Consider the following 25,061-nt stretch of genomic DNA (forward strand, 5'->3'; position numbering starts at 1 on the left):
ATGGGGTCGTTCTTCGGGCTCGCGGTCGGCGCCGCGCTGCTGGCGGCCACCGCCGCGGCGCACGCCTTCGGCTTCGACGAGGTGGCCGAGCGCGCCAAGGCGCTCGCGGCCAAGCCCTACGTCGCGCCGCCGGACACGCTGCCGGCCGAGCTGAAGAACCTGAACTACGACCAGATGCGCGACATCCGGTTCAAGCCGGCGCGCGCGCTGTGGCGCGAGGAGAAGCTGCCCTTCGAGCTGATGTTCTTCCACCTGGGCCACTACCAGACCCAGGCCGTGCGCATCAACGAGATCGTCGGCGGCCAGGCAAGACCTGTCCCCTTCAAGCGCGAGGACTTCGACTACGGCAAGAACAGCCAGCTGTCGCCGCAGAAGTGGGGCGACGTCGGCTACGCCGGCTTCCGTGCGCACTACGCGCTCAACAACGACAAGTACAAGGACGAGCTGGCCGTCTTCCTGGGCGCGAGCTACTTCCGCGTCCTGGGCGCCAACCAGCATTACGGCCTGTCGGCGCGCGGTCTGGCCATCGACACCGTCGGCGGCAAGGGCGAGGAATTCCCGCGCTTCACCGAGTTCTGGATCGAGCGCCCCGCCGCCGACGCCAAGTCGCTGACCGTGCACGCGCTGCTGGACACGCCGCGCGCCAGCGGCGTCTACACCTTCGTGATCAAGCCGGGCGCCGAGACCGTGGTCGAGACGCGCGTGCGGCTGTTCATGCGCTCGCAGGTCGCGACCCTCGCGCTGGCCCCGCTGACCAGCATGTACCTGTTCGGCGAGAACCAGCCGCAGAAGGGCGACTTCCGGCCCGAGGTCCACGACAGCGACGGCCTGATGGTGGCCAGCTCGACGGGCGAATGGATCTGGCGTCCGCTGATCAACCCGAACGGCACGCTGACGACTTCGTTCACCCTGCCCGGCGTGAAGGGCTTCGGCCTGATGCAGCGTGACCGCAAGTTCGCCAACTACGAGGACACCGAGGCACGCTACGAGATGCGTCCCTCCGCCTGGGTCGAGCCGACCAGCGACTGGGGTCCGGGCCGCGTCGAGCTGATGTCGCTGCACACGCCCGACGAGACGCACGACAACATCGTCGCCTACTGGGTGCCCGCCAAGCAGCCGGCCCCGGGCCAGCCGCTGGACTACTCGTACCGCCTGCACCTGCAGGGCGAGCAGCAGCAGCGCCCGCCCGGCGCCTGGGCCGTGCAGTCCCGCACCGGCTACAGCTACGCCAAGCTCGACAAGAACGAGCAGCAGTTCATCGTCGACTTCGAAGGCCCCTCGCTGGCCGCGCTGCCGGCCGGCGCCGAGGTCAAGGCCGTCGCCAGCACCAACGGCAACGGCGAGGTCACCGAGGTCAACGCCTACCCGAACCCGGTCACCGGCGGCTGGCGCATGGCCGTCCGCATCAAGCAGGTCCGCCCCGGTCAGTCGACCGAGCTGCGCGGCTTCCTCCAGACGAAGCAACAGGTCCTCACCGAGACCTGGAGCCTGATTCTTCCTCCCCAGTGAAGGAGCACGACATGATCGAATCCACGCACACCGCCACCGTGCACCAAGCCGCCGCGGCCCCCGGGCCGGTCGGTCCGAGCGCCCCGGCGATCAAGCGCGGCGCGATGGTGCCCCGCGCCTGGGGCCAGCGCAATCCGCCGGTGGAATCGCTGCCGGACGCCGAGCCGCCCGAGGCCTGGGAGACGGCCGCGAAGAACCGCCGCAACGCGCTGAAGCTCTCGATCATCGGCGCCACGGCGCTGGCGACCGGCGTGCTCTGGCAGACGCATCGCGGCTGGGCCTCGGACCCGTGGGCCTTCGCGCTGCAATGCGTGCACCTGGGACTGTTCGCGCTGCTGTTCGCCTGGGTCAGCGCCGGCTGCGTCACCGCGGTGATGGGCTTCTGGGTCATGCTGCGCGGCGACCGGCACGCCATCAGCATCAAGGACGCCGGCAATGACGCGCTGGGCGCCGACGCGCGCACCGCGCTGGTCATGCCGATCTGCAACGAGGACGTCACCACCGTCTTCGCCGGCCTGCGCGCCAGCTGCGAGTCGCTCGCGGCGGCGGGCGCGCTGCGCCTGTTCGACGTCTACATCCTGTCCGACAGCTCCGACCCCGAGTGCCGCACGCAGGAGCTGGCCGCCTGGGCCGAGCTGCGCGCGCAGTTCGCCGGCCGCGGCCGCATCCATTACCGCTGGCGCCAGCGCCGGGTGAAGAAGAAGGCCGGCAACGTCGCCGACTTCTGCCGCCGCTGGGGCCGCAACTACCGCTACATGGTGGTGCTGGACGCCGACAGCGTGATGAGCGGCGACTGCCTGCTGGGCCTGGTGCGCCTGATGGAGAAGCATCCGCGCGCCGGCATCCTGCAAGCCGCCAACCAGGTCTGCGGCCACGACACGCCGCACGCCCGCGCACAGCAGTTCGCGAGCCGCGTGACCGGTCGCCTCTTCGCCGCCGGCATGCAGTTCTGGCAGCTGGGCGAGGCCCATTACTGGGGCCACAACGCGATCATCCGCGTCGAGCCCTTCATGAAGCATTGCGCCCTCGCCCCGCTGCGCGGCAAGGACATCATGTCCCACGACTTCGTCGAGGCCGCGCTGATGCGCCGCGCCGGTTATCAGGTGTGGCTGGTGGCCGACCTGCCGGGCAGCTATGAACAACAACCGCCCCATCTGCTGGCCGAGCTGCAACGCGACCGCCGCTGGTGCCAGGGCAACATCCAGAACGCCGGCCTGATCGCCGAGCCGGGCCTGCACGGCGTCCACCGCGCGATGCTGGTGACGGGCGCGCTGTCCTACCTCGCTGCGCCGCTGTGGCTGCTCTACGTGGGCCTGGGCGTGCTGCTCTGGAACGTCGGCGGCAACGAGGCTTTCCAGCCCTTCCTGGAAGACGGCTCGCTGGCCCCGGGCGTCGCTGCGCTCTGGCTGGGCACGATCGGCATGCTGGTCCTGCCGCGCCTGCTGTCCGTGGCCGCGCTGATCCTGCGCGGCGAGCAGTCGCAATACGGCGGCTCGCTGAAGCTGGTGGCCTCCTGCGCCACCGAGGCCGGCATGTCGCTGCTGCAGGCCCCGCTGCGGATGGTCGCCCACTCGATCTTCTGCGTGGTCGCGCTGACCGGCATCTCGCTGGACTGGAAGTCGCCCCCGCGGGCCGCCGAGGACGTGTCCTGGCGCGAGGCCTTCGCCGCCTACGGCCGCATCAGCCTGGTGACGCTGGCCATCACCGCGGTGATCGGCGCGCTGAGCCCCTCGACGCTGATCTGGATCGCCCCGATCGCGCTGCCGCTGCTGCTGGCTGCGCCGATCACGGTGCTGTCGAGCCGGGCCAGCCTGGGCGAGCGCATGCGCAGCGCCGGCCTGCTGGTGATCCCGGAAGAGAGCCTCACGCCGACGGTGCTGCGCAACGCCTGGGCCTATGGTCGCCAGGAGCGCCGTCTCCCGGCTTCGCCGACCTGCTGGCCAGCCGCCGCCTGACCGCACTGGCCGCCGAGGCGATGGGCCGCCGGGACGTCGGCCTGGGCAAGCGCGCCGAGGTGCGCGCCCGCCGCCTGGGCGAGTTGACGGCACAGCCGGGCGTGATCGATGCGATGAGCAACGCCGACCGCATGCGCTTCCTGAGCGAACCGGGTCACCTGCTGCGCCTGGCGCAGCCGCTGCGACCGGCCACGCTGACCGAAGTCCGCCCGGACCTGCGTCTGGCGGCCTGATCGGACACGAAGAACGCCCCATCGGCCCGGGCGCCCCGTCGACGAGTCATGGCGGAGGCGCGGTGCCCGGGACCGATGGTGTCCCACAACCCGCGGTCAGCGAGATCCTGTGGGGCCGGAACGATGCTGGAGGTTCGCGGACGCGAGGCCTCCTGCATCGTGGAGTGCCCGCGCCAGGCCTTCCGCAGTGAATTCGGGCTGGGCGGATCACCCGCTACATCGGGTCCTTGTCATAGGTCCTGACCTCCTCCGGCAACCGGACCCAGCCGTGCATGCGGCAGGTGTAGACCGAGTCCTGGGGCGGCGGGAACGAAGGATCCCCGAACCCCCCGACCGCGACGCCGACGGAGCCTTCCACGCCCTCCTCCGTGTGGAAGACGTTGCTCCCGCAGACGGGGCAGAAGTGGAAGCGGAAGCGTGCGCCCTGATCGCCGGCGCGCACGAACTCGGTGGCGATGCCGACGACCTCGTAAGGCTCGGCGAAAGCCGCCAGCGTCGCGAAGACACTGCCCGTGCGACGCTGGCACGCCAGGCAGTGGCAGAGGCCGGTTCCCAGCGGCTCTCCCTGCACCACGATCTTCAATTGGCCGCAACTGCACGAAGCGGTACGTGAAGCCATGCGATCACCTCCCTGGAGACCGTCTGTGGAGAGGCCATGCTAAGCGCTGGCTTGGTGCGCTGGCTACAACTCTGAGACATCGTTGCCACAACGACATCAGCGGGCGTCCCCAGAGTGGGGGATGCGCCCGGGCCGGGGTCTTGCCCTGGACGCCGGTGGCGCGCGCCCCGCTACATCGCCCAGAGGCGCGGCGCGGTTCCGTCCAGACCCCACAAGACCTGGCGCCAGGCGGCCCAGCAGCGGCGCAGCAGCAACGCGACCGGCTCGACGACCGGGCCCAGCGCACGCACCACCAGCACGCCCTCCTGGGCCGCCGTCGCGCCGGCGGTGAGGCGCAGCGGATCGGCCTCGATCAGCGCACGGACGGCGTCCAGGGCCTGCTCGCGGCGCTCGCGACCGATCGCGGCGCCGGCCGCGAACACCAGCGTTCCCAGGCACCGATGGCCCGCGAGCCCGAGGTCGCCGTCCATCAGCAACGCGTCGGCGGCGTCGAGCAGTCCGCGTTCGAGCCACACGCCCGGGATCTCCAGATGCTGCTGGAAGCGTCCCGACGCATACGGCTGCCCCGCGCCGGGCAGGCCGAGCGCGGTGATGTCCCACGCGAAAAGTTCCGCCGTCGGCGCCAGCGTGAAACGGGCGTCGTTCAACGCCTCGCAGCCGGGATAGGCGATGGCTTCGAGCGGCAGCCACTCCAACCGCGCGCGATCGCCCAGCGTCGCCTGCACACGCTGCGTGGCCAGCGCACCGGTCGGGCTGCGATAGAACCGCGTCGCACCCGGCGTCGTCACCAGCGCATGAGCGCCCTCGCCCACCGTCACCGCGATGTCCAGCGTATCGCCGCCGACCAGCCCGCTCGGCGGATGCACCAGCACGCTGTGGCAGATCGCTTCGCCCTCCGGGTAGAGGCTCTTCAGCAGGCGCAACGGCCCTTCATGCCCGTGGCTGACGACGCAGCGTCCTCGTTCGTTCCGGTAATCGGCGCGTAGCCGCGCCAGCCATTGCTTCTCGACGCTGACGATCATCTCAGGGGGACCATTCATTTCGGCAGTGTCACCCAGGCGTAGTCCAGCCAGTTGTCGGCGCGATGCACCGCCTTCACGCCCTGCCGCACCGCCCAGGGCGCCGCCTGCCGATGCAGGGGCAGGACGTGGATCTGCTCGCGGTATTCCTGCAGCGCCGCGCGGATCAGCTGCTCGCGCTTGGCGGGATCGGCTTCCGTGGAGGACGCGCCCGCCAGTTGATCGAACTTCGGATTCTTCGACCGGCCGTAGTTGTAGTAGCCGGCGCCGGAGGGCCTGTCCTCGCTGCGGTAGACCGGCGTCAGGATGGTCTCCGCGTCGGTGATCGCGCCGCCCCAGCCCATCAGGTAGAGGCTGGTCTCGTAGCGTTCCAGCTTCGGGAAGTACAGCACGCGCGGCATCGCGTTGACTTTCACCTTCACCTTGATCTGCGCCCACATCGACGCCAGCGCGAGGCAGATCGCCTCGTCGTTGACATAGCGGTTGTTGGGGCAGTCCAGCGTCACCTCGAAGCCGTCGGCGTAGCCGGCGTCCGTCATGGCCTTGCGCGCGGCGGCGAGGTCGAACGGCAGCCGCGTCTCCAGCGCGGGATCGTTGAAGGCGCCGAGCGGCGACGGCGTCAGACCGCCGGTGGGCTGCGACAGGCCGTTCATCAGCCGCTTGTGGATGGCATCGACGTCGATGGCCTGGTACATCGCCCGCCGCACCCGCAGATCCTGGAACGGATTCTTGCCGTTGGGCGCGCGGCCGTAGACCAGCGTGTCGCGCGCCTGGTCCATGCCGACGAACACCAGCCGGTTCTCGAGTCCCTCGATGACCTGCACGCCGGGCGTGGCGCGCAGGCGCGGCACGTCCCGCGGCGCCGGATCCAGCAGCAGGTCGACCTCCCCGGAGACGAGCGCGGCGAGCCGTGTCGCGTCGTTGGAGATCGGCGTGAACTGCACCTCCTGCACGTTGCCCTCGAAACGACCCCACCAGTTGGGATTGCGCTTGTAGACGGTGCGGATGCCGGGCTGGCGGCGGACCAGCATGAACGGACCGGTGCCGTTCATGTTGAAGCCGGCGAAGCTCTCCTCGTTGTCCTTGAAGCTCAGCGGCTTCGTCACCTTGTGCTGCTCGCTCCACGACTTGCTCATGATGAAGAGCAGGTCCAGATGCTGCAGGAAGATCGGGTTGAAGCGCGGCTGGGTGATCTCGACGGTGAGGTCGTCGACCTTGCGCACGGTGCCCACGGCGTTGGCGTAGACCGCGACCTGCGAGGTCGGCGCCTTGGCGCGCTGGATCGAGAAGACGACGTCGTCGGCGGTGAACGCGGTGCCGTCGTGGAACTTGACGTTGGGGCGCAGCTTGAAGCGCCAGACCAGCGGGCTGACCTGGGTCCACTCGGTGGCAAGACCCGGCACGATGTTGAGCTGGCGGTCGCGGGCGGTGAGGCGCTCGTAGACCTGCGAGTTCATCCCGTTGGTCAGGCTCTCGTTCTGCGAATGCGGGTCCATCGTCTGGGCGTCGCCCTGGCTGGCCCATCGCAGCGTCTGCGCGTGGGCCGGCGACGCGCCGCCGATCGTTCCTCCGACCACGCCGGCGCACAGCGCCAGCAGCATGAGCCTTCGTGTCATCCCGCGCTCCCCGACGTCGTGTGATGTCGCGGAGTGTAGGGAGCGCAGGGTCAGCGGGAGGTCGGGGTCTTTCCGGACGGCCTTTGATCCGCCGGCTTTCGATTGGGCTCGAACAGCCTGGGGTTCGACGCGATGATGTACTTCAGCATCCGTCGCTTGGATTGCATGATCAGGTCAAATGGCAGCGTGGTCTTGATCATCAGAACAGTCCTTGAAGTCAAAGGGAAAGGATTGAAGAGAAACGACAGGGCTCGTCTCCTGCGCCCCAGCAGCCAACCAATGGGCATATCGTTTCGCGATAGATCGAAAGGGGTCGCCGACCTGCCAGACCCTTCGGAAGAGCGTCCGTGCTTCCTTTCGGTCGATCACAAAGGAATGACAGGGGTAGCCGGACACAAGTTCCGCCAACTTATCCTGCTCGATGTTGCAGCCACGCTCCGTCAGCCGTTGCCCGTAGGCATGGGCAATCGACACCGCGCGATGCATCTCCGCCAGACGTTGCGGGTTGACCTGCTCGGCCAACGGTCGAATCAGTTTCGCGGCAAGTCCGGCCGCGATGTCCGAGGCCACTTTGGTGGAAAGTCCATGATGGGACAAGTCCGCCATTGAAACCTTGAAAACGTCCAGGTACTGCAAGAGCAAGATGTCCGCTGCGGTACGCTGCTCCAGACCCGAACTTGTTGCACCGATCTCGTCGCCGCGAGCGACCTGGATATCCAGCGGTCCCAATTCGCTCCGGTCATCCATGTGGAGCGCCGACGCCCCGAGGGCGATCAAGGTGCCGGCGCTCTTGCAATAGCGGGGATCAAGGCATGCACACGGCCATAGTGGAATCCCAGCGCGCGGGCGATGCGAAATGCAGCATCGGGATCCCCGCCAGCGGTCTCCAGGATCAGCAGCACGTCCTCGTTTCGCTTCTTGCTTTCGAGAAGGTCGCTCAGGCGCTCGTACCCGTCAATGGTAACGGGGCCAGCATAGGCAACGACGTCAAACGGCGCCTGCAGCGGAACCTCGTCGACCTCGACCTCGGCGGCCAAAGACTCGGAAGTTGATGTGCTGGCCACGTCCACGCCGCCGTCTTTCCAAAGTACCGCCATCGGATGCCCTCCAGCGCCATTCATCAGCGCGAGGTCTGCATCTTCCGGCGGACGGTTCAGGCGAACCATGGCCTGAACTAGGAGACTTTCGCCTCAGAGATTGAAGAGCATTGCCGCTCTGAGTCAGCGGCGACTACCGAGACTTGCTCGCGCCGTGTGCGCAGTCTCTCCCGAGACCGCGCGCCCAGGCCCCGGCATCACTTCGCCGGCGCCTGCCAGAGTTCGTCGAGCCGCTGGAAGCCCCAGGTGGCCGGGTCCTCGCGGCCGACGATGCGGTCGCCGGCATTCTGCGAGGACAGGTCGAGCACCAGCGTCGGGATCGGCATCTGCGACTTGGTCGAATAGAACACCCGCACCCGCGGCGCCGTCAGCGCCGTGGCGTTCTGCTCCAGCACCACGCCCAGCCGGCCCGACTGCAGCTTCACCAGCGTGCCCACCGGATAGATGCCCACGCACTTCACGAAGGCCTGGAACACCCGGGGGTCGAAATGCCCCGTCCACTGCGCCATCCGCGCCAGCGACGACGCCGGATCCCACGCGTTCTTGTAGGGCCGGTTCGAGGTGATCGCGTCGTAGACGTCGCACACCGCGCCCATGCGCGACAGCAGGCTGATCTGCTCGCCCGCCAGCTTGCCGGGGTAGCCCGAGCCGTCCATCTTCTCGTGGTGCCGCAGCGCCACGTCCAGCGCCGCCTCCGGCACCGAGGTGCCTTCCTTGAGCATCTCGAAACCGCGCGTCGGGTGGTCGCGCATGATCGCGAACTCGTCGTCGGTCAGCGCGCCCGGCTTGTTCAGCACGTCCAGCGGCATCATCATCTTGCCGACGTCGTGCAGCAGGCCCGCCAGGCCGGCCTCGCGCGTCTGCGGCTCGTCCAGGCCCATCTGCCGGGCCAGCGACACCATCAGCGCGCACACCGCCACCGAGTGCATGTAGGTGTAGTCGTCCTTGGTCTTCAGCCGCGCCAGGCTGATCAGCGCCGACGGATTGCGGACCACCGAGCTCGCCACCTCCTCCACGAGGGGCAGGCATTGCTCGGCGTCGATCGCCTTGCCCAGCCGGGCCTCGCCGAACAGGTGCATCACCGCGCGCTTGGAGCGCTGCATCACCTGCGTGGCGCGTTCGAGTTCCTCGCCCATCGACGCGGGCGCGGTGCCGAGCTCAAGTCGGGGAGAGGCCGTCACGACGGCGGGGGCGGCCGGCGGCTCCGCAGCGGCGGGCGCTGCCGCCGCAACGGGCGCAGACGCTGGCGGTGCCAGGGACGCCTTCGGCGCCTCGGGCGCGTCGACATCCAGACCCTTGGACGCATCGATCCAGCAGAACGGCACGCCGCTGGCCTTCAGCGCCTTCAGATCCTCGGGATCGGTGAGGACGAATTTCGTCTTCCAGAAAGGGTGCGACAGCCACGACCCTTCCATCCCCTGCAGGAACATGCCCAGCTTCACCTGGGTCGTGGGAATCTTCTTCAGCATGACTGGCGTTTTCGTCCAGGACAACACAGTATGGCGCCCTCCTTGGCGCACGCACAGTCAGATCAACCATGAAAAAACCGCCCCGGTGGGCGGTTTGGCTACTTCTCTTCGCTTGAACCCGAGGCTGGCTGACAGCCTGCCACGTTTCAGCGGAACCGCGATTGCGGGACTGTACGTAGTTCGGACGGCAAACCCGCCAGATACTGTGAAAGAAGCTTCAGTTCCGCGTGACTGAATTGCTTGACCTGCCCTGCCATCACCGCGTTGGTGCGTCCGTGATACGGCTTGCCCTCGATCTGGTAGGACTTCAACGCGACGTAGAGATAGTCGGCGTGCTGGCCCGCGATCTTCGGGTAGGTGCCGTCGATCGGCTTGCTGAAGTTGGCGCCGTGACAGCTCGCGCAGGCGCCCTTGTCCAGCAGCTTCTTGACGTCGGCCGGGGCCTCGACCGTCGCGGGCACCGGATCGACCTTGGCCAGGCCGGCGTAGTAGTTGGAGATCTCGGCGATGTCCCGGTCGCCCAGCGGCAGGGCGATGCCGCGCATCGTCGGATGCTTGCGGTCGCCCTTGGCGTAGGCCGCCAGCGCGTTGGCGATGTACTGGGCGTTCTGCCCCGCGATCATCGGCACCTTGTGCACTTCGGGGAAAGTGGCCTGGTAGCCGGGGATGCCGTGGCAGCCGATGCACATGGCCACCTTGGCCTGCACATTGGCCTGGGGGCCGGGTGCGGCCTGGGGGCCAGGTGTTGCGGTCGCGGTTGCGGCGGTGCTCGCCGCGGGGTTGGACGTCGACGGCGCTTGTCCCGGCGCGGGCGACGAAGGAGCGTTGGACTGAGCGGCTACAACAAACGCACTTCCGGCCAGCATCAACGCGAGGGAGATCTGCAGTTGTCTTCTCATGGTCCCGATCTTCTAGGATTTGGGGCGGCGCGATTATAGGGGGGCCCTATATACTGGTTTTCACCCCTGCGCTAGAGAAGCCCCTCATGAAATTCCAAGGTTCCCAGGACTACGTCGCCACGCCCGACCTGATGCTGGCGGTCAACGCGGCCATCACGCTGACGCGGCCGCTGCTGGTCAAGGGCGAACCGGGCACCGGCAAGACGCTGCTGGCCGAGGAGGTCGCCAAGGCCCTGGGGCTGCCGCTGCTGCAGTGGCACGTGAAGAGCACGACCAAGGCGCAGCAGGGCCTGTACGAGTACGACGCCGTCAGCCGGCTGCGCGACAGCCAGCTCGGCGACGACAAGGTGCGCGACATCGCCAACTACATCGTCAAGGGCACGCTGTGGGAGGCCTTCGCGTCGGACACGCCGGTGGCGCTGCTGATCGACGAGATCGACAAGGCCGACATCGAGTTCCCCAACGACCTGCTGCGCGAGCTCGACCGGATGGAGTTCTACGTCTACGAGACCCGCGAGTGGGTCCGGGCGAAGCACCGGCCGCTGGTGTTCATCACCTCCAACAACGAGAAGGAGCTGCCGGACGCCTTCCTGCGCCGCTGCTTCTTCCACTACATCAAGTTCCCCGAGGCCGACACGATGCAGGCCATCGTCGACGTCCACTTCCCCGGGCTGAAGAAGGACCTGCTGGCCGCCGCGCTGAAGACCTTCTACGACGTGCGCAAGCTGCCGGGGCTGAAGAAGAAGCCCTCGACCTCGGAACTGATCGACTGGCTCAAGCTGCTGCTGGCCGAGGACATCCCGCTGGAGGCGCTGCAGACGCAGGACGACAAGGTCGCGATCCCGCCGCTGGTGGGCGCGCTGCTGAAGAACGAGCAGGACCTGACCCTGTTCGAGAAACTCGTCTACATGCAGAGCCGCAACCGTTGACCGCCGCCCGTACGATCCCGGCATGAGTCAAGACTTCAACACCGCCTGGCGCGCCGCGCTGGCCGACGCGCTCGGATTCGTCGGCGGCGGCGTGATCGGCCTGCTGGCCGGCCGCGCGCTGGGATGGGAATTCATCGGCGAACCCGGCTGGGGACCGACGCAGATCCTGGGCCTGCTGACGATCCTCGTCGGGATGGGCGGCTGCCGCTGGGCGCTGCGCCGGCTGCTGCTCGGCAACAGGGGCTGAGGACTCCGCCTCGCCCGTCCCTGCACCTCACCTCTTTCCTCGCACTGCCGGCCGAGGGTCGGCTCGATCCATGACCGCACCCAACCCCTTCACCGCGCCGGTCTCGCTGACCGGCCCGCATGCGCGGCTCGAGCCGCTCTCCCCGACCACCGCGAGGCGCTCGTCGACGCGGTCGCCGACGGCGAGCTCTGGAAGCTCTGGTACACGTCCGTGCCGACGCCCGACCGCATGGGCGCCGAGATCGACCGCCGGCTCGGACTGCGCGACGCCGGCTCGATGAACCCGTTCGTCGTCTTCGACGCCGACGGCCGCGTCGCCGGCATGACGACCTTCATGAACATCGACGCGGCCAACCGCCGCGTCGAGATCGGCTCGACCTGGACGCGCGCATCCAGCCAGCGCAGCGGGCTGAACACGCAGTGCAAGCTGCTGCTGTTGAAGCACGCCTTCGAGACCCTCGGCTGCATCGCGGTGGAATTCCGCACCAACCGCCTGAACACGCAGAGCCGCCGCGCGATCGAGCGCCTGGGCGCACAGCTCGACGGCGTCCTGCGCTCGCACATGATCATGCCCAACGGCCTGCCGCGCGACACCGCCGTCTACAGCATCACCGCGGCCGAATGGCCGACCATCCAGACCCACCTGCAGTGGCTGATCGACAAACCCCGGAGCGCCTGATGGCCACCTCGAAGAAGAAGCAATCCGCCGACCTGAAGACCTTCGACGTCGATGCGTTGTGGGCGCTGGCGCGCATCGGCGCGCCCAGCCTGTCGCCGGACGGCGCGCAGGCGGTCGTGCCGGTCACCCGCCACGACATGGAGAAGAACAAGGGCGCGACCTCGCTGTGGCTGCTGTCGACGCTGGGCGGCGAGGCGCGCCCGCTGACCTCCGCCGGAGAGAAGGACGGCCAGCCGTGCTGGAGCCCGACCGGCGATGCCATCGCCTTCGTCGCGCGCCGCGAGCAGGAGGGCGACAAGGACGAAGCGCCGCAGCTCTACGTGATCCCGCCCGACGGCGGCGAGGCGCGCCGGGTGACGAAACTGCCCTTCGGCGTCGAGTCCTTCAAGTGGTTCCCGGACGGCAAGCGCCTGGCCTTCGTGTCCTGGGTCGACCCGGGCCTGAAGGGCCAGGCCGCGCAGGCGGAGCGTCGCAAGGCGGACAAGGACCGCAAGGACTCGGCCTACGTGACCGAGGAAGGCTTCTACCGTTTCTGGGACCACTCGCTGCCGATGAACCGCGTGCCGCACCTGCACGTGATCGACCTGGCCAGCGGCGAGGTCCGCGACCTGTTCGAAGGCACCGGCTTCGAGCTCAGCCGCGCCGAGCCCGACGCCGACACCTTCGACATCTCGCCCGACGGCCGTCGCATCGTTTTCAGCTTCGACCCGTACACGCCCAAGACGCTGGAACACCGCAACGCGCTGGCCGAGATCGACGTCAGATCCGGCCGCGCGCAGGTGTTGCTGCATGAGCCGGGCTGGGACCTGGTCGCGCCGGTCTACAGCCACGCGGGCCATCACATCGCCTTCATCGCCACCCATCAGGGGCTGAAGCACACGATGCCGCGGCAGCTGGCGGTGCTCGACACGCATGGCAACTGGGCGGTGCTGTCGGAGGAGTGGGACCAGGACGTCACCGCCCCGCTGCGCTGGGACGAGGACGACCTCGGCGTGCTCTTCTGCGCCGAGGACCAGGGCCGCCGCCACCTCTACCGCTTCGACGTGAAGACGCTGCACGCGTTCCCGCTGTGCGAGGGCGGCCATGTCGGCGCGTTCGCGCTGGAGGCCGGCACGCTGGTCGTGCTGCACGACAGCGCCTCCTTTCCGCCGCAGGTGTCCGTCGTCGATCGCGAAGGCGACGCCGAGGAGCAGGTGCTGCACCGCATCGAGTCCTTCAACGATGCGGCGCTCGCCACGTTGCGCTTCGGCGAGGTCGAGGAGCTCTGGTACGAAGGCGCGCTGGGCGAGCTCGTGCAGATGTGGCTCTATCACCCGCCTGGCTTCGATCCGAAGCAGAAGACCAAGGTGCCGCTGATGCAGCTGATCCACGGCGGTCCGCACACGGCGATGGGCGACAGCTGGCACTGGCGCTGGAACCATCAGGCGATGGCGTCGCAGGGCTACGTCGTCGCCTGCGTGAACTACCACGGCTCGTCGAGCTTCGGGAACCGCTTCGCCGACTCGATCACCGGCCGCTGGGGCGAGCTGGAACTGCAGGACGTGGAGATCGCGACCGACCTGCTGCTCAAGCAGCCCTGGGCCGATCCGGAGCGGGTCTTCGCCACGGGCGGCAGCTACGGCGGCTACATGGTCGCGTGGATGAACGGCCACGTGCCGGCTGGCCGCTACCAGGCCTACATCTGCCACGCGGGCTGCTTCGACTGGACGGCGATGTTCGCGAACGATGCCTACCTGTGGCATGCCAAGGAGTTGGGCACGGCGTACTGGAAGGATCCGGCCAAAGTCGCCGCGCAGAGTCCGATCGGCTACGCGCAGCACTTCAACACGCCGACGCTGGTCATCCATGGCCAGCTCGACTACCGCGTCCCCGACGCGCAGGGCCTGGCCTACTACAACACGCTGAAGGCGCAGGGCGTCGACGCCCGCCTGGTCTGGTTCCCGGACGAGAACCATTGGGTCATGAAGCCGCGCAACTCCAAGCTCTGGTACGGCGAGTTCTTCGATTGGCTCAAGCGCCACGACACGGCGGGCGCGAAGGGCGGCGCCAAGCCCGCGAAGGCCACGAAGGCTGCAGTCAAGGCCGGGGTCAAGACCGGCGCGAAGGCTGGCGCGAAGAAGAAGCGCGCCTGACCAGCCACGCCAGCAACGCAAGACCCGCCGCGGCCATCGCGAAGGTCGAGGGCTCCGGCACCGCCGGCGGCGGGAGTTCATCGACACGCGGCGGCAGCACGAACAGCGGCGTCGGGATCGACGTCGGCGGCGGTCCCGCGGCCGGCGGACCGATCGACACGCGCGGCGGGTTCGCGAACGAACCGGGCGGCGTGTTCGGCAGCCCCGTCAACAGCGGCGGCGGCAAGGTCGACAAGGGCGGCACCGCCTCCGGCACCGGCGCCGGCGCACCGGCCCCCGGCGGATCGAACGGCAGTTCGCCCTCGCCCGGCGGCGGGACGGGGCCGCCCCCGCTGCCCGGCACCCGCGCGATGCGGCTCACGTTGCGGCACACGGTCGGCACCATCACGCAGGCCGTCCCCTCGCAGTAGACCAGCGCGCGTTCGCGTTGCTCATCGGACCAGCGGTCCCGGCTCACGCTCGCACACACGCGGCCTTGTCCGAAATGCATGTCGCGGATCTGCGGCTCGTAGCTCGCGTCGCCCGCGATCCGATCACGCGAGATCTCGACGATGTCGTTGTAGTCGTGCGCCCGCATGCGCGCCTTCAAGCGCTCGCGCACGTCCGGCGCGATGTCCGTGTAGCGATCGACGGCGGCGGGCACATCGCCCATGAAGCTGTCGTGCCCCGGGCGGTCCCATGAACAGGCGGCAGGCGCCGCGGCCCTCGCAGGCGCATGGGCGAGGAGCGCCCCAGCCGCAAGCGCGGCAAACAGGTACTGCAGTCGTGACATGGGAGGGCAGCGGCCCCGCAGGACCTCGGCGGAAGTGGACCCGCCCTCCTTTGGCAAGTCCTGGACCCGGGGACAGGCCTTGCGGGGGTCGTACTCCGTATGGCCAAGCGCGGGCACTCCACGGTGCAGGGGGCGTCCCTCCGGGAACCCCCAGCACCATTCCGGCCCCACCCTCTCCCGCTGACCGCGGGCCTGGGGAGTGCGAGTGACGTCTGGGTCTGGGTCTGGGTCTGGGTCTGGGTCTGGGTCTGGGTCTGGGTCTGGGTCTGGGTCTGGGTCTGGGTCTGGGTCTGGGTCTGGGTCTGGGGCTGGGGCTAGACCTCGTCCCAGTCCAGATCACCGCACAGGACGCGCAGGCGACCGTCCTGCCAGTAGGCGACCGACACCGTCACGCACATCCTGGCCCCGTGCAGGCTCAGGTAGGGACGCGTGGTCTGGACCTCGCCGACGGTCTCGACCGCGCGGCGGAAGTACGGTCGACGCGCCCAGCGTGCATCGCCGGCACGCTCCATCGGCAGGAAACGCGGGTCGATCGCCGCCGGGCCCGACGCCGGCACCGCACGGGCACCGATCTCGCGGCCGTCGTCATCAAGCAGATAGGTCATCTGCGCGCCGTCCAGCTGGAGGAAGGAGTGGCAGGCCTCGGCCAGCGGCCGCCCCTGCTGCACCGCCTGCAGCGACAGCGCGAGCGCCGTGCGGAACGGCGTCAGCCGGTCCAGGTGGTCGCGCCGCAGCTGCGCCTGGCGTTCGTTGAACAGGCTCCAGACATCCTCGAGCGCGGACACGCCCACCCCGTCGCGCAGGAACGGCGCCGGATGACCGAAGGCGAAGCCCTGCACCAGGTCCACGTCCGCATCCATCGCGAGCTGCGCGTCCTCGACGGTCTCGATGCCCTCCAGCAGGACCAGCGATCCGCATTCGTGCAGCAGCGCCACCATCTGCGACAGCACCCGCGCCATGCGCCGCGACCCGCGCGAACGCACCAGCAGCGAACGGTCCAGCTTGACGATCTCCGGCCGGATCCGCCAGATGCGGTCGAAGTTCGAATGCCCCACGCCGAAGTCGTCCAGCGCCAGCAGGCAGCCGGTGGCGCGCGCGGCCTCGACCGCTTCCTCGAAGCTGTCGTCGCGCGCCATCACGGCCTCGGTGACCTCGAAGACCAGGCGGTGCGTGGGCAGGCCCAGCTGATGGACGACCTCCACGGCACGCGCCAGCATGCGCACCTGCAGCGCCGCGTGCATGAAGACGGCCGGATGGATGTTCAGGAAGAGCCAGCAGTCCGGCTGCCGCTGCGCGACGAAGTTGTGCACGTGCAGCAGCCGGCACAGGCGGTCCAGCCAGATCTGCTGCTCGAAATTGCCGACGCCTTCGAAGGCGGTGACCGGGGTGATGGGGCGGCCACGTTCGTCCTCGACGCGGATCAGGCCTTCGTAACCGACCGGTCGGCGGTGCGGATAGCTGTAGACCGGCTGGAACGCGCTGGTCAGCCGGTAGTTCTGGAAACTGCCGACCCAGCGGCCACGTTCCTCGCCGATCGCGCCGTACAGCGCCTCCAGCATGCCTTCGACCTCGGCGTTGTCGTCGCCGCTGCCTGTCCCGTGATCCATTCGCCCGACCCCAACGTTGGAGGCGCCCCAGTCCCGCGACCGCAGCGCCGTGTTTGTCGCCGATGCTACGCCTGCGACCCGCCGGTCGGCATGGATAATGCCCTGATGCCCCGGAGTCTAGGGGAGGCCCATGCTGATCCAGTTCTTCTACACGCTGCGCGCCGCCAAGCTGCCTGTCTCCGTCAAGGAGTACCTGACCCTGCTCGAAGCGATGAAGGCCGGCGTGCTCGACGACACCGACATCGGCGGCAGCGGCCCCACGGTGGACAAGTTCTACGCGCTCGCCCGGACCTCGCTGGTCAAGGACGAAGCCCTGTTCGACAAGTTCGACCGCGCGTTCGCCGCCTACTTCAAGGGCGTCGAGCTGATGGGCGACCTGTTCAAGGCGCTCCCGCAGGAATGGCTGACGAAGCAGCTCGAACGCGAACTGACCCCGGAGCAGCTCGCGCAGCTGAAGGCGCTGGACTGGGACGAGCTGATGGACACGCTGCGCCAGCGGCTCGAGGAACAGCAGGAACGCCATGAAGGCGGCAGCCGCTGGATCGGCACCGGCGGCACGAGTCCCTTCGGCAACGGCGGCGCGAACCCGCGCGGCGTGCGCATCGGCGGCCCGGGCGGCCAGCGCAGCGCGGTGAAGGTCTGGGACCAGCGCGCCTACAAGGACTACGACGACAACATCGAGCTGGGCACCCGCAACATCAAGGTGGCGCTGCGCCGGCTGCGCCGCTTCGCACGCGAGGGTTCGGAGCTGGAACTCGACCTCGACGACACCATCCACAAGACGGCCGCCAACGCCGGCATGCTCGACATCCGGATGATCCCGGAGCGCCACAACAAGGTGAAGCTGCTGCTGCTGATGGACGTCGGCGGCACGATGGACGAACACGTGCACCGCGTCGAGGAACTCTTCTCCGCGGTCAAGAGCGAGTTCAAGCACCTGGAGTTCTTCTACTTCCACAACTGCGTCTACGACTTCGTGTGGAAGAACAACCGGCGCCGCTTCGCCGAGAAGACCTCGACCTGGGACCTGATCCACAAGTACAACCGGGACTACAAGCTGATCTTCGTCGGCGACGCCACGATGAGCCCCTACGAGATCCTCCAGCCCGGCGGCAGCGTCGAGTACAACAACGAGGAAGCCGGCGCCGAATGGCTGCAGCGGCTCACCGCCCATTTCAACAAGCACGTCTGGATCAATCCCGAACCGGCCGGGGTCTGGCAGTACCGCCAGAGCATCTCGCTGATCCAGCAGTTGATGCAGCAACGCATGATGCCGCTCACCATGGGCGGCCTCGAACAGGCGATGCGCGTGCTCAATCGATGACGGCGACGACCTCAACGCTCCCCGTGATTCGATGGCTGCGATGCGCGCGGCCGATCCTGGCGATCGGTGCGGCGCTCGCGCTGCTGAGCGGCTGCTCGCTGCTGCCCACCGACCGCAAGGCGGAGGTGAAGGTCGCGGTGACAGAAGAGGCCGACGCGAACAACCCGTACGTGACCAGCACGCGCAAGATCTCGGCCTATGAGCTGACCATCGAGGCGCCGCCCGAGCTGCGCTCGCTGCTGATGGAACACCTGGACCTGGCGCGCTTCCGCGACACGCCGGAGGACATGCGCCTGACCGCCGGCGAGTTGCGCCGGCTCGCCGCCGTCGCTCCCGAGCAGGCGACCAAGCTGCTGGAGACCGCCGGCTACTTCAACGCCAAGGTCCGCACCGAGGAAGTGGGTGACCTGTCCGACGGCGTCCGCAACCTCCGGCTGATCGTCGACACCGGCCCGCGCGCGCTGGTCCGCCAGATGGACCTGCGCGTCGAGGGGCCGCTGAAGACCGCCGCCGAGCGCGGCGACAAGCTCGCGACCGCACTGGACCGCACGCTGACGCAGAGCTGGCTGCTGCCGCCGCAGACCGGCTTCAGCCAGGGCGACTGGGCCGCCGCCAAGAACGCGCTGCTGACGCGGGCGCGTGCGCAGGGGTATCCGCTGGCCCGGATGACGCACAGCGAGGCCGTGGTGCAGGCCGACGACAACCAGGTCGACATCGCCGTCACGCTGGAAAGCGGACCGCTGTTCACGCTCGGCGAGCTGACCGTCGAGGGCCTGAACCATCAGCCCGAGGAAAGCGTGCGCCGGCTGGCCGGCTACCAGCTGCACCAGCCCTACAACGAGAAACTGCTGCTCGACTTCCAGGAACGGCTGGTGGGCACGCAGCTGTTCGACAGCGCCAGCGTCGAGATCCAGCCCGAGGGCGTCACCCCGCCGCCCGGCGCCGAGACGGTCGAGGTGCCGGTGACCGTGAAGATCCGCGAGGCCGCGCGCCAGCAGGTGGTGCTCGGTGTCGGTTACCGGACCGTCGACGGCCCGAGCACCAGCATCGAATACACGCACCGCAAGCCGTTCGGCCTCAACATCCGAGAACGCAGCAAGCTCGAGCTGTCGCGCGTGCGCCAGGCGCTGGACACGGAAATCAGCTCGCACCCGCAACCCAACATGCAGCGCAGCCTGGCGCTGGTGAAGGTCGAGCGCATCGACGACAACGACCAGGTCAACCTCAACCTCAGCACGCGCTTCGGTTATGCGAAGGAGACTGAACCCGAGGACCGGCTGACCTATGTCGAGGTGATCCGCGCCTGGGAACACAAGCCCGACCTCCCGACGACGGTGGCCGGCGCGGTCTCGCTGAACCAGCAGATGACGTGGCGGCGGCTCGACTCCCGCGTGCTGCCGACCAAGGGCTGGAGCGCCACGGCCACGGTCGGCGGCGGCTGGGCCGACAGCTCGTCGGAGAAGAACGGCCCGTTCGCGCGGGCCACCGGCAAGATCTACTGGTACTCGCCGCTGTCGGGGCGCTGGCTGTTCTCGACACGGCTCGAGGGTGGCCAGATCCTCGCCAAGGGCAAGCTCGGCCTGCCCGAGGCGCTGCGCTTCCGCACCGGCGGCGACGACAGCGTGCGCGGCTACGGCTACAACGACCTGGGGCCGGTGAACTCCACCGGCGCGCAGACCGGCGGGCGCGTGATGCTCAACGGCAGCGTCGAGGTCTCGCATCCGCTCACGCCGCGCATCCCGCAGCTGATGGGCGCCGTGTTCCTCGACGCCGGCCAGGCCGCGCAGAACTGGGGCGACTACCACCCCGCCTGGGCCTACGGCACCGGCCTGCGCTACCGCAGCCCGGTCGGCGTGCTGCGCTTCGACTTCGCCAAGGGCAACCTGGTCGACAAGTGGCGCCTGCATTTCAGCGTCGGCATCAACCTGTAATCCGATGAGCGACCCGCGCGACGATCTCCCCTCGCCTGCGTCTTCGGACGCGGCGCCTGCGCCGCCTCCCGCGGCTGAAGCGGCACCGCGGCGGCGCCGTCGCGGCCGTGGCCTGCTGTGGGTGCTGCTCGCGGTGCCGGTGCTGATCGGCCTTCTCGCGCTCGCCCTGACCTGGGCGCTGAAGACCGAAGGCGGCACCGCCTATGTCCTGGCGAAGGTGCCGGGCCTGTCGCTGCAGAACGCGCGTGGCCGGTTGCTGGGCGACTTCGACGTCGACCGCGCCGAGCTCGTCCTGCCGGGCACCGAGGACCGCATCGTCCTCGAACAGCTGCAGTGGCGGAACGTGCGGCTGGTCTGGAACCGGTCGCCGCTGCTGTGGGGCGAAGTCCGGGCGGACCGGCTGGCGGTCGAGCGCCTGCGGGTGCAGGTCGCGCCCAGCGCCTCGAACGAACCGGCCAAGCCGCCGCTCAGCCTGCTGTCGCCGGTCGCGATCACGATCGCCGACCTGGAGATCGGCGAGGTCTTCGCGCCCGGCCTCGCGCAGCCGCTGCGCGGCCTGCGCGGCAGCGCGGCGCTGGGCACCGACGGTGGCCAGGCACACGCGCTGACCGTGAAGTCGCTGGGCTGGCAACAGCTGACCCTCGCGGGCGAGGCCCGCATCGCGACGCAGGACGACCTGAAGCTGGCCAGCCGCTGGACGCTGAGCCAGCCGAGCGGCGAGCTGCCGTGGAGCGCGCCGTTCCAGCTCGACGGCCCGATCGCGGACCTGACGCTGAAAGGCTCGCTGGAGGCGGCGAAGCAGCGGCTGCAGGTGCAGGCGCGTCTGCAGGCGTTCGCGCCCTTCCCCGTCGCGCAGCTGCAGACGCAGGCCAAGGACCTGGACCTCGCCGCGCTGCTGCCCGGCACCGACGGCGTGCCGCGCACCGGCTTGACGGGCAAGGTCACGATGACGCCGAACGCGGACAAGTCGCTCAGCGTCAAGGCGGACCTGGACAACGACGCCGCCGGCCGCCTCGATCAAGGCCGTCTGCCGCTGCGCGAGCTCCAGCTGGACCTGCTGCTGGACCCCTCGAACTGGACCCGACTGCGCCTGCCGCGACTGGATGCGCTGGTGGCCGGCGGTGGCCGGCTGCAGGCGATGGGCCAGACCAGCCAGGCCGACGGCAGCGTGCTGACGCTGAAGCTGACCGGCCTCGACAGCCGCCAGATCGACGCCCGCTGGCCGCTGGTCCAAGCGCGCGGCGAGCTCAAGCTCAGCACCAAGGCCAGCCTCGTGAAGGCGTCCGCGGACCAGTCGCTGCAGGTCGACGGCGATCTCACCGGGCAACTCGGCCAAGGCAAGTTGCAAGCGCCTTTGTCCGTGACCTTGGCCGCCGAGCTGCGCACCCGGTCGATCGATCTGCAACGCCTGCAGGCGCGCTCCGGCCCCGCCACGCTGAACGCCGAGGGCGAGTTCACGCTGAACGAGGCGCTGGACTTCGCGTCGGGCTGGAAGACACGCGTGGAGGCCTCGGTGCAGGGCCTGGACCCACGGCGCCTCAGCCCCGAGCCGCTGCCCGCGGGTGCGGCGCCACAGGCGCTCAACGGCCGGCTGAAGGCCGCGCTCCAGTCGGTGCGCGGCAGCCTGTGGCCGCAAGGCAAGGCCGAGCTCGACCTGCAGCCCAGCGAATGGCAGGGCCTGCCGCTGAGCGGCCAGGTCCGCTACAGCCGCAACGGCAGCGCGGCACCGGACCTGCTCGCCGACCTGCGCCTGGCCGACGCGACGCTGCAGGCGCGCAGCCGCATCAACGCCGCGGCGCGGCGCGAGCAGGTCGACTTGTCGATCTCCGTGAATGCCCCCAGGCTCGCCAGCCTGCAGCCGATGCTGCGCACGCAGTTCCCGCAGGCGACGATCGTCGGCAGCGCCCAGGCCCAGGCGACCGTCGTGCTGATCCAGCCCGGTGCCCGCCAGGCGCAGTACGGCAGCGACGGCAAATGGCAGTTGCAAGGTCTCGGCCTGTCCGGCGTGCCGGGGCTCCCCGCCAACTCCGGCAGCCGCCCGGCGCTGCAACTGGACAACGCCTCGGGCCAGTGGACGCTGTCCAGCCTCAAGGACGCGAAGCTCATGTGGACCACGCAGTTGCGCAACCTGCGGCTGCCGCAGCAGAGCACGCGACTCGACGAACTGCAGCTGGAGCTCTCCGGGAGCTGGGCGCAGCATCGCCTGACACTGGCGACACAGGGCCAGGTGCCGCTGCCGCCGGTGCTGACGCAGCCGACGCAGACGAAGGTCGTCGCACGGGCGCAGGCGGCGAGCGCGAATGGTTCCGCCCTCGCGCAGACGGTGCCGCTGGACCCGCAAGGCGCGCGGGCCAGGATCGCGCTGGACGGCGCGCTGGAGGCCGATCCGCTGCAGGCCTGGCGCCAGGGCGCGCTGTGGCAGGCGCGCGGACTCACGCTCGCGCTCGAGGCCAGCCAGCAGCCCACGCCGCTGCTGAAGGCCGGCCCGCTCGCGCTGGCACTGCGCCTGAACCCGGGGCTGGAGCCGCGCCAGGCGACGCTGGCGCCGGGACGGATGGAGTTGCTCGGTGCCGGTGTCCGCTGGGACCGGATGGCGTGGCAGACCTCGTCGCAGCCGAACCTGCCCTCCGGTGAATGGGACGTGCAGGCGGTGCTGGAGCCGCTGGCCGCCGCGCCGGTGCTGAGCAAGCTGCAGCCGGACTTCGGCTGGGGCGGCGACCTGCAGATCGAAGGCCGGTTCAAGTCGAGGCGCGACGCGCGGGGCCTGACCGTGGACGCGATGATCGAGCGCACCCGGGGCGACCTGACCGTCACCGACGAAGTCAGCACGCAGCGGCTCGCGCTGACCGACCTGCGGCTGGGCGTGATCGCCGACCAGGGCGTGTGGCACCTGGTGCAGGGCGTGGCCGGCGAGAACATGGGCGCGATCGGCGGCGCGGTGACCTTCCGCACCGCCAGCGCGCACGCGCTGCCGACGCCGGGCGCCAAGCTCGAAGGCGGCATCGAGGCCAAGGTCGACAACATGGGCAATTGGGGCCCGTGGCTCCCGGCGGGCTGGCGCCTGGGCGGCAGCCTCGCCGCGACACTGAACTTCGGCGGCACGCTGGGCGCGCCGGAAGTCCGCGGTCAGGCCGGCGCGCAGAAGCTGTCGCTGCGCAATCCGCTGATGGGCGTGGACATGCAGCAGGGCGAGCTCGCGCTGACGATGAGCGGCCGCGAGGCCAAGCTCGAGAAGTTCACCGCCCGCGCCGGCAACGGCACGGTCAACATGGACGGCACCTTGCGCTTCGGCGCGCAGCCGAGCGCGGAGCTCTCGCTGAAGGCGGACACCTTCGCGCTGCTGCAGCGGGTGGACCGGCGCGTCGTCGCGACCGGCGCCGCGCAGCTCAAGGCCAGCGCGCAACTGCTGGACCTGAAGGGGCAGTTCGTCGTCGTCGAGGGCCTGTTCGACTTCTCGCGCGGCGACGCGCCGCAGCTCGACAGCGACGTGCAGGTCGTGCGCCAGAACGCGCCGCCCAAGGCCGTCGACGGCAGCGGCAAGCCGATGCGTCTCAAGCTCGACCTGGACCTGGACCTCGGCCGACGCCTGCAGCTCAAGGGCTACGGCATCGACACCAAATTGCGTGGCCTGCTGCACCTGGCGCAGGACGGCCAGCCGCGGCCGCAGATGACCGGCGAGGTCCGCAGCGAGGGCGGCACCTTCAACGCCTACGGCCAGAAGCTGGTCGTGGAGCGCGGCATCTTCAGCTTCGTCGGGCCGCTGGACAACCCGCGGCTGGACGTGCTGGCGATCCGGCCCGACATGGAGAACGAGGCCGTGCGCGTCGGCGTGACGGTCACCGGCACGGCCAGCAGCCCGCGGATCAAGCTCTATTCCGAGCCCGACCTGAGCGAGACCAGCAAGCTGTCCTGGCTGGTGCTGGGACGCGCGCCGGACAACCTGGGCCGCAGCGACACCGCGCTGATGCAGCGCGCCGCGATGGCGCTGATCAGCGGCGACGGCGAAAGCGCCAGCGACAAGCTGATCCACAACATCGGACTGGACGAGCTCTCGTTCAGCGGCGAGGGCGACGATGCGCGCGGCACCGTGGTGCGGCTGGGCAAGCAGGTCAGCCGCAACGTCTTCGTCGCGTACGAGCGCGGACTGAACGCGACCACCGGGTCGTGGCAGGTCATCTACAAGCTCGCCCAGCGCTTCACGCTGCGGGCGCAGGCCAACGAGTACCAGCAGGGCCTGGACGTGATCTGGCAGTGGAAGTGGGAGTAGCGGCGGCAGCCGCGCTTTCTTCCATGCGAGAATCCGCCGCTTTCGCGGACAGGGCCCACCCGGGCCGGTTCACGCGGGCTCTCCGTAGTTCAATGGATAGAACGGCCGCCTCCTAAGCGGCAAATACAGGTTCGATTCCTGTCGGAGGGACCAACGCTCCGCGTTGGTTCCGGCGCCTCCCGGCGCTGTTCAGTGCTTATCGCTTCAGCACGATCGTCACCAGCGCCGACGCGTCCACCACGCCGGTCACCGCGTGCACCACGCCCCCTTCGAGATAGCACAGCTGCCCCGCGCGCAACGCCTGGCGCTGTTCCGTGCCGTCGCGCTGGACGCTCAGCTCGAGTTCGCCTTCCAGGCAGTGCAGCGTGATCTCGCCGTCGACCTTGTGCGGCGGCAGCGACTTGCCCTTGGGCAGCACGATGCGCATCACCTCCAGGCCGTCCGACTTGAACAGCGCGGACGAAGGCGTCGTGGTCAACGCGGCACCGAGCGGCGCGACGTCGACGGGCTGGGCGGGGGCGGCATGCGGCAGGGCCATGGAACTCCTCCTGGTGGGCGGGCGACTGCGATGACGACAAGGTCGCACCGCGGCTGGCGTTGCATCGATCATGGCACCGACCGTGCCCGATCGCACCCCCGGTCCGGCCACACCCTGCCGGAAGTCATTCCCCGGTCACCAGCCGTTGCCACGGCACACCCGGAATGCGCGCAAGATGCGCGCGATACGCGTAAATGCGGGGTAAACCGGCGGTTGATGC

General features: G+C 69.3%; 20 protein-coding genes, 1 tRNA gene and 1 pseudogene. 11 read left to right on the top strand and 11 right to left on the bottom strand.

Annotation, left to right across the window (positions count from 1 at the left end; genetic code table 11):
• The 3 genes from ACQ86G_RS00615 to ACQ86G_RS00625 are packed head-to-tail and all read left to right on the top strand — an operon-like array spanning position 1 to position 3,697.
• A complete protein-coding gene (locus ACQ86G_RS00615; RefSeq protein WP_431261542.1) occupies positions 1 to 1,509 on the top strand; it encodes a glucan biosynthesis protein in 1,509 nt (502 codons plus the stop codon).
• Positions 1,510 to 1,520: 11 nt separating this feature from the next.
• Complete coding sequence (mdoH, locus tag ACQ86G_RS00620) at positions 1,521 to 3,464, top strand: glucans biosynthesis glucosyltransferase MdoH (protein ID WP_431258850.1); 1,944 nt, start codon at positions 1,521 to 1,523, stop codon at positions 3,462 to 3,464.
• Between the two features lie 20 nt (positions 3,465 to 3,484).
• Positions 3,485 to 3,697 carry a hypothetical protein gene (locus ACQ86G_RS00625; protein ID WP_431258851.1) on the top strand — a complete coding sequence of 71 codons (213 nt, stop codon included), beginning with the start codon at positions 3,485 to 3,487 and terminating at the stop codon, positions 3,695 to 3,697.
• Between the two features lie 214 nt (positions 3,698 to 3,911).
• Here ACQ86G_RS00625 and ACQ86G_RS00630 read toward each other — a convergent pair whose 3' ends face one another.
• The 8 genes from ACQ86G_RS00630 to ACQ86G_RS00665 form a co-directional block, all read right to left on the bottom strand.
• Positions 3,912 to 4,316, bottom strand: a complete 405-nt coding sequence (locus ACQ86G_RS00630) for a GFA family protein (protein WP_088406050.1) — start codon at positions 4,314 to 4,316, stop codon at positions 3,912 to 3,914.
• 170 nt (positions 4,317 to 4,486) lie between these two features.
• A complete protein-coding gene (locus ACQ86G_RS00635; RefSeq protein WP_431258852.1) occupies positions 4,487 to 5,356 on the bottom strand; it encodes an urease accessory protein UreD in 870 nt (289 codons plus the stop codon).
• Complete coding sequence (locus ACQ86G_RS00640) at positions 5,353 to 6,951, bottom strand: ABC transporter substrate-binding protein (protein ID WP_431258853.1); 1,599 nt, start codon at positions 6,949 to 6,951, stop codon at positions 5,353 to 5,355. The genes ACQ86G_RS00635 and ACQ86G_RS00640 overlap by 4 nt, the downstream gene beginning before the upstream one ends.
• A gap of 50 nt (positions 6,952 to 7,001) precedes the next feature.
• Complete coding sequence (locus tag ACQ86G_RS00645; protein ID WP_431258854.1) at positions 7,002 to 7,151, bottom strand: hypothetical protein; 150 nt, start codon at positions 7,149 to 7,151, stop codon at positions 7,002 to 7,004.
• Complete coding sequence (locus ACQ86G_RS00650; RefSeq protein ID WP_431258855.1) at positions 7,126 to 7,698, bottom strand: hypothetical protein; 573 nt, start codon at positions 7,696 to 7,698, stop codon at positions 7,126 to 7,128. Before ACQ86G_RS00650 ends, ACQ86G_RS00645 begins: the two co-directional genes overlap by 26 nt.
• Before the next feature lie 26 nt (positions 7,699 to 7,724).
• Positions 7,725 to 8,117 (bottom strand): hypothetical protein, encoded by a 393-nt coding sequence (locus tag ACQ86G_RS00655; RefSeq protein ID WP_431258856.1) that lies wholly within the window; start codon positions 8,115 to 8,117, stop codon positions 7,725 to 7,727.
• Between the two features lie 128 nt (positions 8,118 to 8,245).
• The gene (locus tag ACQ86G_RS00660; RefSeq protein ID WP_431258857.1) at positions 8,246 to 9,517 is read right to left on the bottom strand and encodes an HD-GYP domain-containing protein; all 1,272 of its coding nucleotides are present in this window, start codon (positions 9,515 to 9,517) and stop codon (positions 8,246 to 8,248) included.
• 146 nt (positions 9,518 to 9,663) lie between these two features.
• Complete coding sequence (locus ACQ86G_RS00665) at positions 9,664 to 10,416, bottom strand: c-type cytochrome (RefSeq protein WP_431258858.1); 753 nt, start codon at positions 10,414 to 10,416, stop codon at positions 9,664 to 9,666.
• 86 nt (positions 10,417 to 10,502) lie between these two features.
• Between ACQ86G_RS00665 and ACQ86G_RS00670 the strand changes: the two genes are divergently transcribed.
• The 4 genes and pseudogenes from ACQ86G_RS00670 (at position 10,503) to ACQ86G_RS00685 (ending at position 14,402) form a co-directional block, all read left to right on the top strand.
• Positions 10,503 to 11,345 carry an AAA family ATPase gene (locus ACQ86G_RS00670; protein WP_088406056.1) on the top strand — a complete coding sequence of 281 codons (843 nt, stop codon included), beginning with the start codon at positions 10,503 to 10,505 and terminating at the stop codon, positions 11,343 to 11,345.
• Between the two features lie 22 nt (positions 11,346 to 11,367).
• Complete coding sequence (locus ACQ86G_RS00675; RefSeq protein ID WP_431258859.1) at positions 11,368 to 11,592, top strand: hypothetical protein; 225 nt, start codon at positions 11,368 to 11,370, stop codon at positions 11,590 to 11,592.
• Positions 11,593 to 11,662: 70 nt separating this feature from the next.
• Positions 11,663 to 12,270 (top strand): annotated as a pseudogene (locus ACQ86G_RS00680) (GNAT family N-acetyltransferase).
• Positions 12,270 to 14,402 (top strand): S9 family peptidase, encoded by a 2,133-nt coding sequence (locus ACQ86G_RS00685; RefSeq protein ID WP_431258860.1) that lies wholly within the window; start codon positions 12,270 to 12,272, stop codon positions 14,400 to 14,402. The pseudogene ACQ86G_RS00680 and the gene ACQ86G_RS00685 overlap by 1 nt, the downstream one beginning before the upstream one ends.
• On the opposite strand, the gene ACQ86G_RS00690 is transcribed toward ACQ86G_RS00685, so the two are convergent.
• Together ACQ86G_RS00690 and ACQ86G_RS00695 are read right to left on the bottom strand one after the other, a co-directional pair.
• Complete coding sequence (locus tag ACQ86G_RS00690) at positions 14,359 to 15,174, bottom strand: MHFG family PEP-CTERM protein (RefSeq protein WP_431258861.1); 816 nt, start codon at positions 15,172 to 15,174, stop codon at positions 14,359 to 14,361. The genes ACQ86G_RS00685 and ACQ86G_RS00690 overlap by 44 nt on opposite strands.
• A 314-nt stretch (positions 15,175 to 15,488) precedes the next feature.
• Positions 15,489 to 16,781, bottom strand: a complete 1,293-nt coding sequence (locus ACQ86G_RS00695) for an EAL domain-containing protein (RefSeq protein ID WP_431258862.1) — start codon at positions 16,779 to 16,781, stop codon at positions 15,489 to 15,491.
• A gap of 130 nt (positions 16,782 to 16,911) precedes the next feature.
• Here ACQ86G_RS00695 and ACQ86G_RS00700 point away from each other — a divergent pair, with 130 nt between their 5' ends.
• From ACQ86G_RS00700 to ACQ86G_RS00715, 4 genes are all read left to right on the top strand, one after another.
• A complete protein-coding gene (locus ACQ86G_RS00700) occupies positions 16,912 to 18,105 on the top strand; it encodes a vWA domain-containing protein (RefSeq protein ID WP_331617690.1) in 1,194 nt (397 codons plus the stop codon).
• 23 nt (positions 18,106 to 18,128) lie between these two features.
• A complete protein-coding gene (locus ACQ86G_RS00705; protein ID WP_431258863.1) occupies positions 18,129 to 20,036 on the top strand; it encodes an autotransporter assembly complex protein TamA in 1,908 nt (635 codons plus the stop codon).
• Positions 20,037 to 20,040: 4 nt separating this feature from the next.
• Entirely contained in the window at positions 20,041 to 24,303 is a 4,263-nt protein-coding gene (locus ACQ86G_RS00710; protein WP_431258864.1) for a translocation/assembly module TamB domain-containing protein, read from the top strand.
• A gap of 78 nt (positions 24,304 to 24,381) precedes the next feature.
• Positions 24,382 to 24,456 (top strand) — tRNA-Arg (locus ACQ86G_RS00715).
• A gap of 43 nt (positions 24,457 to 24,499) precedes the next feature.
• Here ACQ86G_RS00715 and ACQ86G_RS00720 read toward each other — a convergent pair.
• Positions 24,500 to 24,841, bottom strand: coding sequence for a cupin domain-containing protein (locus ACQ86G_RS00720; protein WP_431258865.1), 342 nt, complete (start codon positions 24,839 to 24,841; stop codon positions 24,500 to 24,502).
• Positions 24,842 to 25,061: the final 220 nt, after the last annotated feature.

It is taken from the genome of Roseateles chitinivorans, from assembly GCF_050632145.1.
In the GTDB taxonomy this organism is placed as follows: domain Bacteria; phylum Pseudomonadota; class Gammaproteobacteria; order Burkholderiales; family Burkholderiaceae_C; genus Roseateles; species Roseateles chitinivorans_B.